At 33.7% G+C, this 19,006-nt stretch carries 19 protein-coding genes; 9 read left to right on the forward strand and 10 right to left on the reverse strand.

The annotated features are described in order from the left end of the window. Positions 1-93 precede the first annotated feature (93 nt). The 5 genes from KO504_RS10430 (at position 94) to KO504_RS10450 (ending at position 7,662) form a co-directional block, all read left to right on the forward strand. Complete coding sequence (locus KO504_RS10430) at positions 94-1,068, forward strand: FecR family protein (RefSeq protein ID WP_215926633.1); 975 nt, start codon at positions 94-96, stop codon at positions 1,066-1,068. Beyond that, positions 1,058-1,639, forward strand: coding sequence for an RNA polymerase sigma factor (locus tag KO504_RS10435; protein WP_215926635.1), 582 nt, complete (start codon positions 1,058-1,060; stop codon positions 1,637-1,639). Before KO504_RS10430 ends, KO504_RS10435 begins: the two co-directional genes overlap by 11 nt. 90 nt (positions 1,640-1,729) lie before the next feature. After that, on the forward strand, positions 1,730-4,888 hold the full coding sequence (locus KO504_RS10440) for a SusC/RagA family TonB-linked outer membrane protein (protein ID WP_215926637.1): 3,159 nt from the start codon (positions 1,730-1,732) through the stop codon (positions 4,886-4,888). Positions 4,889-4,899: 11 nt separating this feature from the next. After that, complete coding sequence (locus KO504_RS10445) at positions 4,900-6,309, forward strand: tetratricopeptide repeat protein (RefSeq protein ID WP_215926639.1); 1,410 nt, start codon at positions 4,900-4,902, stop codon at positions 6,307-6,309. Positions 6,310-6,318: 9 nt separating this feature from the next. After that, positions 6,319-7,662 (forward strand): alkaline phosphatase family protein, encoded by a 1,344-nt coding sequence (locus KO504_RS10450; RefSeq protein ID WP_215926641.1) that lies wholly within the window; start codon positions 6,319-6,321, stop codon positions 7,660-7,662. A gap of 87 nt (positions 7,663-7,749) precedes the next feature. On the opposite strand, the gene KO504_RS10455 is transcribed toward KO504_RS10450, so the two are convergent. Further along, positions 7,750-8,703 (reverse strand): NAD-dependent epimerase/dehydratase family protein, encoded by a 954-nt coding sequence (locus KO504_RS10455; RefSeq protein ID WP_215926642.1) that lies wholly within the window; start codon positions 8,701-8,703, stop codon positions 7,750-7,752. Positions 8,704-8,873: 170 nt separating this feature from the next. Between KO504_RS10455 and KO504_RS10460 the strand changes: the two genes are divergently transcribed. Both KO504_RS10460 and KO504_RS10465 read left to right on the forward strand, forming a co-directional pair. Continuing rightward, positions 8,874-9,398 (forward strand): hypothetical protein, encoded by a 525-nt coding sequence (locus tag KO504_RS10460; protein WP_215926644.1) that lies wholly within the window; start codon positions 8,874-8,876, stop codon positions 9,396-9,398. Positions 9,399-9,480: 82 nt separating this feature from the next. Further along, the gene (locus tag KO504_RS10465) at positions 9,481-11,547 is read left to right on the forward strand and encodes a M13 family metallopeptidase (protein WP_215926646.1); all 2,067 of its coding nucleotides are present in this window, start codon (positions 9,481-9,483) and stop codon (positions 11,545-11,547) included. A 69-nt stretch (positions 11,548-11,616) separates the two neighbouring features. Here the strand turns inward: KO504_RS10465 and KO504_RS10470 are convergent, their stop codons facing one another. Both KO504_RS10470 and KO504_RS10475 read right to left on the reverse strand, forming a co-directional pair. Continuing rightward, positions 11,617-12,321, reverse strand: a complete 705-nt coding sequence (locus tag KO504_RS10470; RefSeq protein ID WP_215926648.1) for a hypothetical protein — start codon at positions 12,319-12,321, stop codon at positions 11,617-11,619. 70 nt (positions 12,322-12,391) lie between these two features. Continuing rightward, positions 12,392-13,201, reverse strand: a complete 810-nt coding sequence (locus KO504_RS10475; RefSeq protein ID WP_215926650.1) for an NAD(P)H-binding protein — start codon at positions 13,199-13,201, stop codon at positions 12,392-12,394. Positions 13,202-13,315: 114 nt separating this feature from the next. Here KO504_RS10475 and KO504_RS10480 point away from each other — a divergent pair, with 114 nt between their 5' ends. After that, complete coding sequence (locus KO504_RS10480) at positions 13,316-13,801, forward strand: CBS domain-containing protein (protein ID WP_215926652.1); 486 nt, start codon at positions 13,316-13,318, stop codon at positions 13,799-13,801. Here the strand turns inward: KO504_RS10480 and KO504_RS10485 are convergent. Continuing rightward, positions 13,798-14,148 (reverse strand): hypothetical protein, encoded by a 351-nt coding sequence (locus KO504_RS10485; RefSeq protein WP_215926654.1) that lies wholly within the window; start codon positions 14,146-14,148, stop codon positions 13,798-13,800. The genes KO504_RS10480 and KO504_RS10485 overlap by 4 nt on opposite strands. A 40-nt stretch (positions 14,149-14,188) precedes the next feature. Further along, the gene (locus KO504_RS10490; protein WP_215926656.1) at positions 14,189-14,833 is read right to left on the reverse strand and encodes a spermidine synthase; all 645 of its coding nucleotides are present in this window, start codon (positions 14,831-14,833) and stop codon (positions 14,189-14,191) included. Positions 14,834-15,422: 589 nt separating this feature from the next. Here KO504_RS10490 and KO504_RS10495 point away from each other — a divergent pair. Then, positions 15,423-15,755, forward strand: coding sequence for a single-stranded DNA-binding protein (locus KO504_RS10495; RefSeq protein ID WP_215926658.1), 333 nt, complete (start codon positions 15,423-15,425; stop codon positions 15,753-15,755). 80 nt (positions 15,756-15,835) lie between these two features. On the opposite strand, the gene KO504_RS10500 is transcribed toward KO504_RS10495, so the two are convergent. From KO504_RS10500 to KO504_RS10520, 5 genes are all read right to left on the reverse strand, one after another. Beyond that, on the reverse strand, positions 15,836-16,219 hold the full coding sequence (locus KO504_RS10500) for a cupredoxin domain-containing protein (protein WP_215926660.1): 384 nt from the start codon (positions 16,217-16,219) through the stop codon (positions 15,836-15,838). Between the two features lie 33 nt (positions 16,220-16,252). Further along, positions 16,253-16,801, reverse strand: coding sequence for a carboxymuconolactone decarboxylase family protein (locus KO504_RS10505; protein WP_215926662.1), 549 nt, complete (start codon positions 16,799-16,801; stop codon positions 16,253-16,255). Positions 16,802-16,943: 142 nt separating this feature from the next. Next, entirely contained in the window at positions 16,944-17,096 is a 153-nt protein-coding gene (locus KO504_RS10510) for a hypothetical protein (RefSeq protein WP_215926664.1), read from the reverse strand. A 90-nt stretch (positions 17,097-17,186) separates the two neighbouring features. After that, positions 17,187-18,029 carry an AraC family transcriptional regulator gene (locus KO504_RS10515; RefSeq protein WP_215926666.1) on the reverse strand — a complete coding sequence of 281 codons (843 nt, stop codon included), beginning with the start codon at positions 18,027-18,029 and terminating at the stop codon, positions 17,187-17,189. 198 nt (positions 18,030-18,227) lie between these two features. After that, positions 18,228-18,998: a 3-hydroxybutyrate dehydrogenase gene (locus KO504_RS10520; RefSeq protein WP_215926668.1), complete on the reverse strand. Its 771-nt coding sequence runs from the start codon at positions 18,996-18,998 to the stop codon at positions 18,228-18,230. Between the last annotated feature and the right edge of the window lie 8 nt (positions 18,999-19,006).

A 19,006-nucleotide genomic window follows, 5' to 3' on the forward strand; every position in this document is an offset into this window, starting at 1 on the left:
ACATTTACTTAATAATTCCTTGTCAATCTCTTGATGTCAATCACTGAGGGTATTTTCTAATTTTCTACTCATAGTAGTAAAAGGGAATACTCCATGACGGAAATGACTAAAAATGAAAGAAAATGCGTTCGATATTTAACGCAGGAATTGTCTACAGCAGCTAAAGCGATATTCGAAATAGAGCTAACTTTAGATCATGAGTTAAAAGCAACCTTTGATAACTACAAACTTATTTGGGATAACTATCCTGAAAGTTTAAAAGCCTATGAAGCGCAAAAAGACTTACAATTAGAATCCCAAAATATTCTTAGAACTCAGCGTTCAAAACCAAATGTTATACGTCGGGTTGCCTATAGTTTAGCGGCATGTGTTTTACTTTTTATAGCCTTCGGTTACTTTTCGCATTCCGATGAATTAAGCTATACAAACCAAGTCACTACAAGTAAAGGACAGCGACAAACCGTATATCTTCCAGATAGCAGTTTGGTGATTTTAAATGCATCTAGCGAAATCCAATACAACTCAGATTTTAATATTAAGCGTCAGGTTTACGTCAAAGGAGAGGCATATTTTGACGTTACGCATAACAAAGAAATTCCGTTTGTTGTCCATACAGAGGATTTAAACATTACTGTTTTAGGAACCGCTTTTAACGTTAATACCGTCTTAGATAATAAGTCCGTATCCTTAGAAAGAGGTAAGGTCAATGTCCTTATTAAGAAGTCTCAAAACAGTCTTAATTTATTACCAAGGGAAGAGCTTATTTATAACACCAAAACTTCGGATGTTACTAAAAGAAACTTCAATGTTACTAAGACTTTAGCGTGGAAAGACAACATGTTAATTCTCGATAATTTAATATTCAAAGACGCCTTATATAAAATAAATAATTTTTACGGAGTAAGCTTCAAGATTACTGATGAAGAAATCAATCAAAAAAGGTTAACAGGTGCTTTTAAAGAACAAGACCTAGAGGCATTTATTCACTCCATAGAATTCATCGCTGATGTTGAAATAAAGAAGGTAAATCATAACGAATATCTAATAACTCAAAATCATGAAGATTAAAAGCATTCGTCATTCAGTCATCCCAAGTGAAGACCTTTTTCTATTTGAACAAATTCAAGAAGGTGATACCAAGGCACTCGATGTGTTTTTTAAAAAATACTATGACAAACTGTGTAGATTTGGTGTTTTGTTCGAGTCTAACATTCATATCATAGAGGAAAAAGTAGACGATGTTTTTATTCAATTATGGTCTAATCGAGACCAACTTAATAAAATTAAAAATCCAAAATCATATATCTATGCGATACTAAAAAACGATCTCCTAAGAATTAAGAACAATTACCAAACAAGACCACTACAAAACGACGACCAGTTAAATAGCAGTAGCCTATATCCAAGTATAGAGGATGAAATCATTGCTAACGAACAAAAAGAAATTAATAAAAATGTCATTAAAAATGTTTTAGAATCCATACCAAAACGTACCCGTCAAATTTTTGAAATGAGCAGAATTGACGGATTTAAATACAAAGAAATATCAGAACTATTAGACATAACCCCTAAAACCGTAGAGAATCATATTGGGTTAGCCCTCAGGCATATCAGCTCTAATGTAAGCAAGCTAAAGTAGAACAATACACTATTGAGCAATGTTAGCTTATGCTTTTAATCCCTTAAGATTATATCAATCACAACTAAACAATAAAAAAATCACAACTTTATGAAACACCATAAATTCATATTAAGTACTGTCATCATCTTGGCAAGTTTATTAAATGTTTACGGAAGTACACATCCAACACACAAGACTGAGCATTATAATAGTAATACTAACACTATTAATTTACAGTTAAAAGAAGCGTCTTTAATTCAGGTGTTTAATTTAATTGAGAAACAAACAGATTTAAAATTCATTTATATTTCTAACGCACTTTACCAAAACACAAAAGTTGATTTAAATGTCAATAATCAACCTTTAGAAACCGTGTTAAAGACGTTAAAGCAAAAATCGCCAATCGATTTTAAAATTACAGATAATGGCATTTTAGTTAAGCCGATAACCCAAACGGTTTCTAAGATTAATCAAGAGAATATCACCATAAAAGGTGTGGTGTACGACGAGACTAATACGCCTGTGTTAGGAGCTAATATTTACGCTACAGCTTATAATATTGGTGCTGTAACGGATTATGACGGCCAGTTTACAATTACCGTTCCTGCGGATACGAAGATGTTAAAAATCACTTACATCGGATACGAAGACGTCGATTTTCCTTTAGATGGTCAATTAGAAATTGTAGTGAATTTAAAACCTCACTTTGCAGCATTGAACGAAGTTGTTATTACAGGGCAAGGTGCTAGTGTGCAACGAAAACGGTTATCTAGTAATGTTGAAGTGCTTAAGTCTGAAGATTTAGCCGGTTTGCCATCGCAACGTATAGACCAGTTGATTGCAACCAAATTACCAAATACGCAGATTAATTTTACCGGAGGCCAGTCCGGAGCAACAACATTAATTAGATCTCGAGGTATTAATTCAGCTTTTCTTAGCTCAACACCAGTATTTTATATCGATGGTGTGCGTATGGATAACTTAAACACCACTAGTGCTTTAGGTGGTGGTAGTGCACAAGGTGCTGCTATGAGTTCTATCGCAGATATTCCAATGGATAATATAGAGCGTATTGAATATATTAATGGTGGAGCCGCAACCACATTATACGGTTCAGATGCCGCGAACGGAGTGATTCAAATTTTTACCAAAAAAGGAAGCTCTAGAGGAACACAAATTACAGCTTTAACGCAAATGGGCATCATAGCGCCAACTGCAGATTTCCTTTATTTTGATCGCTCTAAAGACTTATTATTTGAAACAGGAACTTATCAAAAATACAACTTAAGTATAAGTGGAGGTAACTCTGAAGGTTTTGGTTATAGTTTTTCTGGAAATTTTTTAGATAACACCGGAGCTCAAATTGCAGAAAATAACGCCAACAAGAAAATAGATTTTAGCACTGGTTTTAAAGCGAAATTAGGGGATAAAGTAACCTATAATAGTTCTTTTATTTATGTGAATAATACGTACAACAGAAACCGTAATGGTAACCAAGGAGGATATACAGGTTTATGGTTTGCAGAAAGTGGTGCTTCGGTTTTAAAAGGGTTTAACAATAGGTTAGACGACCTTAGTGCTGCCGAATTTAGTGAAATTAAAGATTTTGTGAAAACTGCAGAAGAACTACAAGACAACGAAATTTCAATAAATAGATTTACAACCTCTCAAAGTTTCGCTTACAAACCTGTAAATAATTTTGAAGCTAAATTTGTTGGAGGTATCGATTATAGAGTTCAAAACGATCAAACCATTCAAACCAACGAGTACTTATCACATACAACTCAAACGCGTGTTACAGACGAAGGTAATATAACCAATGTAGAACGTAAATATTTTGGTATTACTTTAGAATTAAGTGCACAACATAAATTTGAAACGGGTAACTTTTCGTTTATCTCAACTCTAGGTGGCCAGTTGTTTAGAAACTCAGATCATCAAATTCAGTACACTGGTACAAATATTAGAGATGGAGCCGAAACCATTAGCGATGCGGCTATAAAAACAAGTGAAGAATATTTAGCAGAAGTGCTTAACTATGGTTTCTATTTTCAAGAAAATATAGGTTTTAAAGATAAGTTGTTCTTCGACTTAGGTATTCGTGGCGACCGTAACCCGTCATTTGGTGATAATATCGGTACACAATATTACCCTAAAGCTGGTGTGTCTTATTTAGTAAGCTCAGAACCTTGGTTAGAAAATGCAACAGCTATAAATTCTTTACGATTACGAGGAAATTACGGTGTTGCAGGTAACTTACCTCCAGCGTTTGTAAATGAAAGAACTATAGATTTTGACGGATTTTTAGGAGAACAAGCCGCCTTTTTTGGACAATCTGGAAATCCGGATTTAAAACCTGAAAAAACCACAACGTTTGAAGTCGGTATAGACGCAGCCTTGTTTAATAACAGAGTGAATTTATCGGTAGGTTATTACAATGCAAATACCAAAGATGCCTTGTTCTACGTGCCGCCAACACCATCTAGCGGCTATGCCAATAGTCAATTGTACAATATCGGAGAGATCGAAAATAAAGGGTGGGAAATAAACGCCAACTTTATTCCGATTCAAACTGAAAATGTAACCCTATCACTTAATGTATCTATAAATACGTTAGATAACTTAGTAGTAGATTCCGGAGGTGTAGCACCATTTAATATCAATGGATTTAGTGCTAGAACCATTCAAACGGTAGTGGAAGAAGGGTATCCTATCGGCTATATTAGAGGAAACTATGGAACTTTTGATGAGAATGGTGTTTTAGAGTCTACAACGGCACAATCGTATTTAGGGACTACGATTCCAGATTTATTTGGTAATCTAGGGATGAACTTCGCTTATAAGAACTTCAGTTTCTATGCAAATGGTAGTTACCAAAAAGGAGCTTACGCTAATAGTTTCGATCAACAGTTTAGATTTCTATATGGTGCTTCAGATGATATTGTACCAGCAGCTGAGGTTGAAGCTAACGGCACCTCAAATTGGTTGAATTTCACAAATTTATTTACTGAAAAAACAGATTTTATAAAAATTAGAACCATGGGAATAAATTACAATTATATCCCTAAAAACACCAAAACTATTAAATCCGTATTAATTGGTTTTAGTGTGAATAATCCACTCAATTTTACAGCATCGTCATTTGATCCTGAAGCTACAATTAGTGGTTCAGCAACGGGTCAAGGTGGTGCATCTACTGGTGGTATTTCTTACGCTACGTACTCTGCGCCTAGAGAATTTTTAACCTCATTAAAAATAAACTTCTAAAAACAAATAACATGAAAACAGTATATATATACATCACCGTTTTGTTTCTGACACTTACCGCTTGTGTCGATAACCCTAATGTTACCGAAGAGGATTTCTTGGACAATACTAACTCTGCAACGAGTTGGATAGTGGGTATTAAAAGGCAACTTGCCTTAACCATGAATGAGATCGTCATCAATTCTGAAATGGTATCGGATAATTATTTTAACAATTATACGCTTTATAATAAAGTCTATGATATTCCTCAAATTGATTATACAGATATCGATGGGAATAGTATGCAAGTTGAAATTGGAGCCTTAAGAGAAATGGCAGAATATGCTTTAGAAACCGTATTGCCTAGCGATCCAGATGCAACAGCACAACAATGGTCTTATGCTTATTTTGCTAAAGCTTACGCCTTAATATTATCTGGTGAAAATTTCACAGGTTTACCAATGAACAGTAATGGTGAGGCTTATTTGCCAAGCGAATTATTAGACGAGAGCCTTAGTTATTTAGATCTTGCGATTGAAAATGAAAGTGATGCTGAAACTATTTCAGCGTACCAGTTATTAAAATCTAGAGTGTACCGTAGTTTAGGAGATAGAGCGAACGCAAAATCTTTTGCTCAAACTGTAATTAGCAATACTGGTTTGTTGTTTACTGTAGAATTTGATGGCACCAATGGTGTTTCTAATGAAATTCAAAATGCCACGTTTACAGCTAGCGAAAATAGATTTGCACCATTACCAAGGTTAGACTTTTTAGACCCTAAATTTTTTGATATAGGTACGGCTGCAGAAGATCAAAAACCAATGGCTCTTGCTAAAGTAGAAGAGTCGTATTTAATTTTAGCCGAAGCGTATACGGCTGAAAATAATATAGAAATGGCAACAGCTACATTACATGATTTAATAGATAATGTGCTTAGCGCGAGACCTGTGATGTATTTAGATGATAGTGAAGAATTAAGAAATGGAACCAACAGACAAGATTATCCAACCACAGCGGTAGATGTTCGTTTTGAAAGCGGACAAGAATTTAGATCGGGTTATGTCTTAGACAGACAAGCAGATCTTATTCCTGTTTACACTGTTTCTGGAACAAGTGTTTCACATCTGGATATTGATGCAGCCGAAAATGTAGATGATGTATTATACCTTATTTACTTAATGCGTCAAGAGATTTTTATCAGTGAGGGTAGACGTTCAAATGATTTAGGTATTAAGTTTCCTGTGTCTCAAACCGAACAGTTAAACAACCCTAATATTTCAGATGAATTTACCTTACCTGTGATTCCTAGTTTTATTCCTATGGATCTTGGTTTAGATGATTTTACTGTAGATGAAACGACAGGAAATGTGACGATGCTTTACGATATGAATCGTGTGTTGGTCGCCAATAAAACGTCAACTCACGTATTGCCTTTTAATTAATTTAGAAATATGAAAAAGCAATTGAGATATATTTATGTTCTGATATCCGCGTGTTTTGGCTTCAACCTTATCGCTGCACAAGAGGCAAAGCACTTGGTGATTATTAGTATCGATGGGTTTAGACCAGATTTTTATTTGCAAGACCAATGGCCCACTCCTCATATTAAGGATTTAGCTCATAACGGTATTGCAGCTAAAGGTGTAAATGGCATTTTTCCTACGGTGACCTATCCATCGCATACCACTTTAATTACGGGTGTGGGTCCAGATAAACATGGGGTTTATTACAATACTAAAGTTTCGGAAGAAGGTACAACAGGTAACTGGTATTATGATTTTAATTCTGTAAAAGCGGAAACTTTATGGGAAGCTGCTAAAAACGTCGGATTAAAAACAGCTTCTGTGTCATGGCCTATTACAGTAAATGCCAATGTTATTGATTATAACATCCCCGAAATTTGGTCTTTTGATAATCCGAGAGACCGACGTGGTGCGACTCAAAAATATGCAACGCCTAAAGGTTTGTTTGAAGAGGCTATAGCGAACGCGACAGGGAATTTAGATGTGAATGATTATAACTTAAGTTCCTTAAGTATGGATCAAAATTTGGGTCGAATAGCTGGCTATATTATCAGAACCTATATTCCAAATTTATTAACGATTCATTTACCAAATACCGATGGAGCACAGCATAGAAATGGACGTGATGGTGTTGGTGTTGAAAAGGCAATTGCTGGTGCAGACCAAGCCGTGAGTACTATAATAGACGCCTTAAAAAAAGCTAATATTTTAGAGCGAACCAATATTATTATCACTGGAGATCATGGTTTTTACACGGTACATTCTAGTATTGCTGCCAACCTATGGTTAAAAGAATTAGGAGTATTGGATAAAGACACCTTCTTTATAAGTACTGGTGGTTCGGCTTTCTTACATATGAAGGATAAAAACGATACCAAAACATTAGAACAAATTGTAGATAAGCTCGAAAGTTTACCTTTTAGTATCAAACAAGCGTTTCGAATTATCTCAAGAGATGAGATGACTTCTAGAGGAGCTAATCCAAATGCTGTTTTGGCTTTATCTGCAAACGATGGTTTTAGTTTTAATAATGCTAGAGAAGGAGATTTGATTAAACCGGCACATGGTGGTAAACATGGTCAGTATCCAGATACTAAAAATATTCAAACGGGTTTTGTAGCCTATGGTCCAGATTTTAAAAAAGGCGTGGTGTTTTCTGAAATTCAAATGGAAGATATTGCAACTATAGCTGCTTATGTCCTAGGAACGCAATTAGAAGCTTCTCATGGAATTATATATAAGAGTATGCTAAATGATAATAGTAAAGATTAATAATACCAATTATTACCTCTTTTACAGTAAAAAAGCAAGAGCTCGGTTTCTCTTGCTTTTTTTATGCGATTATATTTTATTTTAATGTTATGACTGATACTTTTTCTTTAACTGCGTTAGCATTTCTGAAGTCATTTTTTTAAGATCAAAATCGTGCGACCAGTTCCAGTCTTTTCGTGCTACGCTATCATCTATAGAAGTTGGCCAACTGTCCGCAATGGCTTGTCTGAAATCTGGTTTGTAGCTCATTGTAAAGTTTGGCATTTCCGCTTTAATACTGTCTGCAATCTCTTTTGGTGTAAAGCTCATAGCCGCTAAATTGTAAGACGATCTGATGCTAATATTTTCAGAAGGTGCTGCCATAATTTGCGTAGTGGCCTTTATAGCATCATCCATAAACATCATCGGTAGATTGGTGTCTTCAGATAAAAAACTCTCATATTTACCTTCTTTTATGGCTTCGTGATAAATTTCTACAGCATAATCCGTAGTTCCCCCACCTGGCATCGCTTTATGGCTAATAATACCAGGGTAGCGAATACTTCGTACATCTACACCATATTTGTCGTGATAATATTCGCACCAACGTTCTCCAACTTGTTTGGTAATACCGTAAACCGTAGTTGGCTCACAAATGGTATGTTGTGGAGTGTTTTTATTGGGAGTTGTTGGTCCAAAAACAGCAATGCTACTTGGCCAAAATACTTTTTTGATTTGTCCGCCTTTGGCTAGATTAAGCACATGGAATAATGAATTCATATTGAGATCCCATGCTTCCATCGGATACTTTTCACCTGTAGCACTGAGTAAGGCTGCCATTAGGTAAACCGTATCTATATTATGATTAATACAACAATCTTTAATGGCATTAAAGTTTTTAGCGTCTAAAATTACAAAGGGTCCAGCGTTTACTAACTCTAATTTACGTGTATTAATATCGCTAGCAATAACGTTATCTGCACCATGGATTTCTCTTAACTTGGTTGTTAGTTCTGTCCCTATTTGCCCACAGGCACCTATGATTAATATTTTTGAAGACATCTGTTCTTTTTAAATTATCGTCAAAAGTAATAAGAATTAATGCTTGGTAATATTAAAATTTTCAGAAAAAAGACTGTTTTTTACGAATATCTCAATTTAGTTTCAAAAGCATATACTAAAGCCTGAAAAAGGATAGTTTAGTATATTTACATTCAAATTAGTAAATACTTATGAAAATTAAATTTGTCCTTTTGTTTTTAAGCTGTGTTGTATTAGTGAATTGCGGTGATGATACTAACACAAATGACGTTAAGATAACTGAAAACAAGGAGCAAAATGCACCTATAACAGCAAAAACTATTGAGGGTATAGATTATAAGGATTATGTGCTTAGCCCAGAAAGTGAAAAAGCCATAGTTACATGGGAAAGGTATCACGAATTAGCCATGCAAATCAACTATTTAAAGAAAGCCGATTTTTCGTTTTTTAATGGTGAAAAAGAATTGTTGAAGAAGTTTATTGAAGAATTTAAGACTCAAATGCCAAAAGAGTTAGCCACAAACCATATTACTTCTCGAAATGCAATTATTGAAACCACACTTTTAAAATTAAACGAAAGCTTAACATTAGATAATATCTCTAGAAAAGATAAATTAAAAGGGATAAAAGAAGTGTTTATTGCGTTTTCTAATCTTAATTACATGATTAATGAAAAATTAGAAAGTGATGTTTATGGCAAAATTCAACCAGAATAATATCTAAATATGTTTGTAACAAATCAATACTTTTTGGGTCTTATAGGCAATTACTTTTAATTAAAACTAATTAATATAAATTATGAAAACCAATATTAGTCGCGCATTAGTGCTATCAAGTTTGGCATTTATTACACTAGTAGGGTGTAAGGAAGAGGTCAAAAAAGATTCTGCCATGACAGAGGTAAAAATACCCGGAATTGTTTTGGAGAATATGGATACTTCGGTAGATCCAAAACAAGATTTTTACAATTATGTCAATGGAAATTGGGCAAAGAATAATACCATTCCAGATGATGAAACTAGTTGGGGAGGATTTGGAGTCCTACGTAAAGCGACAAGACAAGATGTTTTAGAGATTTTAAATACTTCAAAAGAATTAGGAACGTATAAAGAAGGTTCTGATCAAAAGAAGGCATTATTAATTTATGAATCTGAATTAGATACACTTGCGCGTAATGAGGCTGGTATTAAACCCGTTCAACCTTTATTAGATAAGATTAATGGGATTAAAAATCTTAGTGATATGCAGACAGTTTACGCGTCTACATTAGGGGTTAGCGCACCGTTTGCAGGTATTGGAGCTAGTGCCGATCTTAATGATAGTAGTATGAATATTGCGTGGGTGTTTCCTGGTGGATTAGGATTGCAACGCGATTATTACCTAGACCAAGATGAAAAAACAAAAGAGATAAGAGGTAAATATGTAGATCATATTACAAGAATGCTTCAATTTATCAATTATGCTGAAGCAGATGCACGTACTGCAGCAGAAAAAATTTTAGCGTTAGAAACGCAATTGGCAGAGCCACGTTTAGATAAGGTAGCTAGTAGAGATATTAGAAATTTTAATAATCCTACAGCGCTTACAGATTTACAAAAAATGGCACCTTCTATTAATTGGCAAAAATTAATGGATGACATGGGGGTTGAGAAAAAAGTAGATACCCTTATGGTTATGCAACCTAAGTATTTAAAAGCTATGGATGCGTTTTTGAAAACCACTTCTATAGAAGATATCAAAACACTTATGACTTGGAGTACATTAGATAATGCTGCGAGTATGCTTACCACAGAAATGGAAAAGGCTAATTGGGAGTTTTATAGTAAAACACTTAATGGTTCTAAAGCCATGCGTCCAGCAAAAGAACGTGCTCTAGGTACTGTAGATGGTACTGTTGGTGAAGCTATTGGTCAATTGTATGTACAAGCAAAATTTCCGCCAGAAGCTAAAGAGAAAGCAGAAAAAATGATTGCTAATGTTATTAAGGCATTCCAAAATAGAATTAATAATCTAGATTGGATGAGTGAAGAAACCAAAAAGAAAGCTATTGTGAAGCTCGATAAATTTACGGTTAAAATAGCTTATCCAGATGAGTGGGAAGATTATTCAGCGATGCAAGTAAAAGAAGGTAATTCTTACGCAGAGAACATGTTAGCTGTAGGCGCTTGGGCTCAAAAGAAAAATATTGATGATATTAACGAGCCTGTTGATAAGTCAGAATGGGGAATGGCTCCTCAAACGGTTAATGCTTATTTTAACCCAATGAATAACGAAATTGTTTTTCCTGCAGCTATTTTACAACCGCCGTTTTACAATTATACAGCAGATGAAGCTGTAAATTATGGTGGTATTGGTGCGGTTATTGGCCATGAAATTTCACATGCTTTTGATGATTCTGGAGCTCGTTTTGATGGTGACGGAAATGTGAATAATTGGTGGACTCCAGAAGATTTAGTAGAATTTGAAAAACGAGGAAAAGCTTTAGCTGATCAGTATTCTGCTATTCAGGTTTTAGATAGCGTTTATATTAATGGAGCTTTTACTTTAGGTGAAAATATTGGTGATCTTGGTGGTGTATTAGGGGCTTATGATGGTCTACAATTATATTATGAGGAGAACGGAAGGCCAGAAAATATTGATGGTTTTACACCAGAGCAACGTTTCTTTATGTCTTGGGCAACAGTATGGAGAACATTAACAAGAGAAGATGGATTAAGATCTCAGATAAAAACAGATCCACATTCTCCAGGTGTTTACAGAGCAACACAACCTTTAAAAAATATAGATGCATTCTATGAGGCATTTGATATTAAGGAAGGTGATGCAATGTATTTAGCACCCGAAGATCGTGTTAGAATCTGGTAAAAGCATTAAAAATGTATATAAAAAAAGCAGCTCATTGAGCTGCTTTTTTTTATCTAATGTTAATTATTCTTAGCCTTTATTTTTAGCTGCTGTAGAGGCTTTTTGGGCTTCTAAAGCTTCTCTACTAATCTTTGCTAAATTAAAATTAGGATCAATGGCTAAAGCATCGTTCATAAATTTTAAAGCAATATCAATATTAGCGGTTTTGTTTTCTGAAAACTTTAATAGTCCATTAAGGTACATTAAAGCGGCTTTCATAGACGTTTCATAAGGTTGTTGTTGATCGTAAAAGGCACGTTTCATGTCGTCAGTTACATTTGCCATAGCATAGTCAATATTTAATTTAGCACCAGCCAAATCTTTCGTCTGAATTTTCATATCTGCCATTTCGTACGCCAAATATACATTTGGGCTGCGTTTGTAAAGCACTTCAAAATGTTCTAAAGCCATTTTGGGTTGGTTAAGATTTTTTAGAGCTAAAGCTTTTACTTCAACATTCAAATCAGAATCTGTTGCATTTTTTTCCACTCCAATAGTGTTTAGGGCTTGCATGTGTTGTCCTTCAGAAAGGTAGATGTATGCTAATGTATCTTTACGTGCTACGGAAGGTTCTAAAACGTCGAGATGTGTCATGGCATTAATTATACCTTGTACATCACCTTGCTTTTTCATCTGTTTATAATAAGCTTCGTAGTGTTTTTTTAATTCTGTATTAGTTTGTGCAAACATACTTACTGAAAATAGCGTAAGCATTGCGATTGTAATAGTCTTCATTTGTAATGGCTTTATTGTTTGTTATTTATTCAAAAATTAATGGGATAAAACTAATAATTTTAAACCACTTTTAGTGTTCTGCTTTAAAGGTATAATTCAAAAGTTGTACCAATGTTGTACTGTCAATAATTTTTCCCTTACTTTCTTTAGAGTAATCATACTTTGGAAGCTCTAAGTTTTCTTTTTTACAGTGCTTAGAATAATAGACTTCTTTACTTGGGTGTTTAGGATAAACAGCATTTAGACTAACATTCCAAAGTTCTTTCTTTAGAATAGCGATGCAAATAGCAATACAGTCTGTTTTGTGAATTAAATTTATTGGAGCTTTTGGGTTTGGTACATGATCTCTTCCTGATAAAAATTTTGAAGGATGCCGATCTTCGCCTATTAAGCCACCAAAACGTAAAATAGTAGTATTAAAATTAGTGTTTTCTTGAAGCAGATTTTCAATAGCTATGATTTGTTTAGCAGTATTGGATGTTGCATTTGGAATAGATTTAGCTGTTTTAACTGGAAAATGAGCTTCATCCTTGTATACCGAAGTAGAACTGATATAGAGTACATTAGTAATGTCGTGTTTTTCAATCGCTTCTATTAAATGTGTTAGCTCGGCAACATGATTTTTAGTAGGATTTTTTCTTAAACCTGGCGGAATATTAATGATTACGGTTTTGCTTCCTGTTAAAAATTGGGAGTAATTACCTGAAATTCCAGATGTGCTTAAGGTTATGGTAAACGGTTTAATTTGAAAGTGTTTTAAGATATCTATTTTATCTTTAGACGTTGTAGAACCGTTTACATTAAAGCCTTCTTTAACCAAGGTTTTGGCTAAAGGTAGGCCTAGCCAACCGCAACCTATAACGCTAATTTGTGTTTTCAATATAAAGAGTCTTAAATTAACGGTAAATGTACAAAATACTAACTCGTTTTAACTTCTGCTTGGTTAACCAATTAATTTTCAGTAACTTTAGTATTCACTCTAAAATTAATCGTTATGGCAATAAAAAGTTTTCAAGGAGCTCGAAAGCAGCAAAACACATCTGAACCCGTACAATTAAAGGTTAGGGACTATATGACAACAAACCTCATCACGTATAGACCTGATCAATCTGTGCAGGAAGTGGTAGAGTCTTTAATCAATAATAAAATTTCTGGAGGACCTGTAGTTAACAGTAGAAATGAATTGGTTGGTATTATTTCAGAGGGAGATTGTTTAAAACAATTAAGTGAAAGTAGGTATTATAATATGCCTTTAGAGCATGATAATGTTGAAAAACGAATGGCTACAAATGTAGAGACTATTGATGGTGACATGGATGTTTTTGATGCTGCAAACAAGTTCTTGCAATCTAAAAGACGACGTTTCCCAATTGTGGAAAATGGAAAATTGGTTGGTCAAATTAGTCAAAAAGATATTTTAAAAGCGGCTTTACAACTTAAGGGTGAGAATTGGAATAGCACAACTAAAGGAAGTTCTTAGTCGTCGCGTTTTACCAAAGCATAATACTCACCTTCCAAAGGTAAATACCCTTGGTCGTACACAAAGTAGTAAACAGTACCTGCTTTTGTGGTGTATATGCTTGTGAAATAATTAAAATCAAACCCCTTTTCTATGAGTTTGGCTCTAGAGCACTTCATTTTTTTGTTAGGATTAAGCGCTTCTAAAATTCTGTAATTTTTTCTTAATCGGTTATTGGTATTCCTTATTAAGTTTTTAGAATCTTTATTGAGACGATTATTTTGTGCATTTCTGCAGCCATCACTACAGTATTTTTTGTCAATTCTGCCAATGATTACATCTCCGCATTCTGGACATTTTTTTCGCATAGCTTTAAATTAAGTCCTTACAATATACTAATTTATAACATTATAAAGAACTGGTAATGATGATGGTATTGGTGTTGTTTACTTTTTTGTAAACATCAACTTTGTAGACCTTAGTTTTGAGGTAACTCACTAAAGCTTCAATGTTATTGCTATCAGTTTCTTTTACTGAAGCATTAAATAGTAATGATCCCTTAGATGATTTTGATTTAAGGACATGATCCCAAAACTCAGTGCTTAGAAATTTATCAGGAACCGAAAGGTCGATGTAGAGATCAATGATAATTAAGTCAAAACTCTTAGTGTTGCTTTCTAAGAATGAAAACGCATCAGCACAATGAATTTTAAGATATTGGTTTTCTGTAATCCCAAATTCGGTATTAGCAATATCAATAATTACAGGATCTAATTCTACGGCTTCAATATTATGCGTGTAGTTAAAATTTTTTCGAAGCGTTTTTATGACGCTTCCGCCTCCCATACCTAAAACTAATATAGAATTGACGTCGCTGATTTTAATCTGTTCTAAGCCATATTTTAAAATACGCTGTAAGGAACCGTAACTATAATTAGCGTTAGCTGAATTAAGATGTTTTTTACCGTTGTACCAAGTTATTTCTAATTCTCCGCTGTACATAGAGGTGATGGTTTTTGTAACGGGATAAATGTAACTGAACAGTCGTTTCATAGTTTGGTTTAGCGTAGTATTAAATCAATTCGTTTGTTTTGCTTCCCAATTAGAATGCATAACCGAAAAAGGAATTGATTGACAATGTGTTTTTTTGTATTAATATATAATTGATAAATATCTTTTTATTGGTAATAAGCCTATTATAACCGATCAATTTTGTCTTAGTCAATTGAATTATAAAAGTACAATAAAAGGCAAACCTCTTACTATTAATTTAAAATATTAAAGATGTTAGCAACACAAGCTTAACACAGATAAAATCAGTACGTAACATTAAACAGATGTGTATTATTTAATTTTGAGGTGTAAACATTTGCAAGGCACATCTTCACATTGACTTGGTAAGAAGCAGTCTCCTTCCAAAATGTTAGAAATTTAGCATCCTGATTTCGGGTGCTTTTTTTGTTGTTACAGATTATTTCTTCAGATTTAATATAGATTAGGCGGTTTTAATTATTTACAAACGATTACAAACGGATGTAAACAGTTAACTACCGATTATTATTTGCAAGTCACTTCATCTTTGCATTGTCGAAACATTAGAACTCGATAGTATTAACTGTTTAACCATTAAATTTTAGAAATTATGAACACACTTAAAAACAAAGTACAGTTGATTGGTAACTTAGGACAAGACCCAGAAATCACCAATTTTGAATCCGGAAAAATTTTAGCTAAATTTTCTATCGCTACAAATGAAAGTTATAAAAATGCACAAGGCGAAAAAGTCACAGATACACAATGGCACAATGTGATTGCATGGGGAAAAACGGCTCAGATTGTAGAGAAGTATGTCACTAAAGGCAAAGAAGTTGCTATAGAAGGGAGATTAACCTCGCGTTCTTGGGAAGATAAAGATGGTATAAAGCGTTACACTACAGAAGTACTTTGTAATGAGCTTTTAATGCTAGGGAAATAATTATAAATTCAATTTATAAATACAAAAGAGCAATCCACCGGATTGCTCTTTTTGTTTAACACTAAATACTATTTAACAATTTACTTTACAGTTAAAGTGTATTGAGGTGTAGGGTTGAGAGGGCAAAAATAGACATACTCTCCTTTTGTTAATGTCGTTACTTTTGATGTTTCTTTGGTGTTATTTTCTACAGCTTTAGTAACATAAGCGGTTTTAATATGGTTTTCTGGTTTAGAAGCATCTGCTCCTTTAGGAACTAATACAAAACCTACTTGATGACCAACATTTTTATTAGCGATTTCAAAAATATAATCTCCTTCTTTTAAGGTTAATGTTTTTTGAGTAAACTCTCCTTTGGTCTGTTCTAAAGATACAACGGCAGCTTCAGTTTTCATGTTGTTTTGTGCCTTTCCTGTTAATGTAAAGGTTAATGCTACGACGATTATTGCAATAAATTTTTTCATTTTTTTTAAATATTATGGATTATTATTAATTAATTAAATAGTTTCTAATTCTAAGGGTTGCGCTACTGGAAAATCTACAGGAACTTGAGTTGTACTGTGTATATAGTTAGAAATGGTTTTGTCTCCAACTAAGGCAATAGTGTCTATTAAATTTCCTTTGGTGTAACCCGCATTAAAAAAGTTTTCTAAAACTATTTCGTCTGTTTTCCCTCTGTTTTCTGTAATGTTTTTAGCCAATTTTGCTAAAGCATCTAATTTGTCATTTACAGTAGAAAATCCGGCTCTTAGTTCTAGTATTTGCTCGTCAGTAAAACCGTTCATTTTTCCAATAGCAGTATGTGCAGAAAGACAGTAAATACAATCATTTACTTGACTTACAGCAAGGTTTACAACTTCTTTTTCTTTTGCAGATAAAGATGTTTTTGCGTTGGCAAATGTTAAATAATTTTCTAAAGCAGTATCACTATGGGCGTAGGTTGCATATAAGTTGGGTACAAACCCTACAGCTTTTTTTAAGTTATCAAAAATAGCTTGATTATTAGCGCTAACATCTTCTCGGGTTAAAATATTAAATGTGTTCATAATTTTAATTTTTGTTCTGATTTTACTCAAGTTTTTTATTATTTATTTCAATTTTTTTGTTGGTACAAAGTTCTTAGAAATTGTAATGCTAAAGAATGATTGTAATTCCTTAAAGCATGTCATTATTTCCCTTTTTAATTAATTAGCCAATAAATGGCTTTTCGGCATCACAATAGAAATCGTGAATATGTTTTTGCTCACAATGCGTTTCTGTATTAATAGTGTTTACTATCTTTTTTCTACTGTTTGTAAATATCTCTATGAGATTGAATATGGATTTGTTTTTTAGTGTCATCTTGTTATTGTTTTAATATTACAATGCAAAGATGCGATAGAAGTATGTGCTGTGAAATGAAGAATTTGCCCTAAGACTTGTCAATTTTTCCTAACTAAGAGAGTTTAATCTCTTTTTGTAGTCTGAAGGCGATAATGAGGTGTATTTTTTGAATAAACGACTTAGGTGAGAGGCATCTTCATAACCAATATCGTAAGCAATTTCTTTTGCTGTTTTATCGGTGTAACTTAATTGGCGTTGCGTTTCTAATACAATACGTTGATGAATAATTTGTAAAGGGCTTCTGTTTAGTTTAGCGAAATTATTAGATAAGGTTTTTGGAGACTTAAACAACTTATTGGCATAGAATGCGACACTATGTTCGGTTTTAAAATATTGTTCTACTAAAAAGTTGAATTCACGTAGTAAATCTACTTTAGAGCTTTTGGGAGTTTCACTAATGCCTTCTTTGGCCTTTAGTAATCGTGTGCTTTTAATAATAAATCGAGCCATTAACATCCTAAGCATTTCGGCTTGTATATTATCTTCAGTTTCTAACTCATCTATAAAAACATAGTGTAATGTTATAAATTTTTGTTGTTCAACAGCGTCTAAATGAATTATTGGAATATTTGTGTTTCCAAAAAATAAAATCCCTGCACAACTCACTTCTTGGTCGTGATCTTTAATACAATAAAATTCCCTGTTAAATTGATAAACTATAGCATCGCTACCGTCTATATATTGCAGATATTGAATGGGAGTTAAGGCTAAAATACTATGCGGCTGAATAGTTAATGGGACACTATCTATAATAAGATGAATGGCTTCTGACTTTGCCCAAATAAAAGTGTAAAACTCACACTGCTTCGCTTTTTGAAATGGAAGTAAGTCGTTTTCATTTCCAATATTGAATATGGCATTAGTAGAAAATTCTTTAAAAGTATGAGTCATAGCTACTAAGTCTAATAAGTGGCTATAAAATTACAAAACATGAGCATTATTTGTGAAGCGCTCTAAATAAAGAAAAAAAGGCACCAGATTTTTAGACTAACACTTAAAGGTTCTGATGCCTATTTTTTATTAAATGTATGATTTTATAAATAGCAGAAGTTTATAAGATACAGACATATAAATCACAGTTTCTAACAACTATTGAGCACTCCAACCTCCATCTAAAGCAAATGATGTTCCGGTTATGGTTGTTGAGCTATCTTTTGCTAATAAAATGGCCATATCTGCAATGGCTTCAATTGGGACAAATTGTTTTACGGCTTGTTTTTTAAGCATCACTTTTTCTACAACCTCGTCTTCTGTCATACTGTGTGCTTTAGCTTGATCTTTTATTTGGCCTTCAACTAAAGGAGTTTTTACATAGCCAGGACAAATAGCATTACAGGTAATATTAAATTCGGCTCCTTCTAAGGCGAGTACTTTGGTCATGCCAATGACACCGTGTTTTGCAGTGACATAAGCAGATTTAAACTCTGATGCTCTTAAACCATGTACAGAAGAGACATTGATTATTCTTCCAAATTGTTGTATTTTCATTTGCTTCCAAGCCGCTTTTGAAGCGTAGAAAGCAGCGTTCATATTTATGGCTATGATATTTTCATACTTATGATTTGGGAAGTCTTCAATAGGCGACACAAATTGAATTCCAGCATTATTAACAAGTACATGTAAGCATCCAAAGGTGTCTATGGTCTTAGCTACCAAATGTTCTATGGCTTCAGGTTGCAATAAGTTTGCATTAGAAAATCCGACTTTTATATGGTGTGTTTTAGCAATGTCGTTTGCTATAGCTTGTCCGTTGGCTTCTAAACCATGAAACATAATATTGTAGCCTTCTTTAGCAAATTGCTGTGCAATGCCTAAACCAATTCCGCTTGTGCTTCCTGTAATGAGAACGGTTTTATTCATATGTTTAT

The organism is Winogradskyella psychrotolerans (assembly GCF_018860565.1).
GTDB classification, from domain to species: domain Bacteria; phylum Bacteroidota; class Bacteroidia; order Flavobacteriales; family Flavobacteriaceae; genus Winogradskyella; species Winogradskyella damuponensis.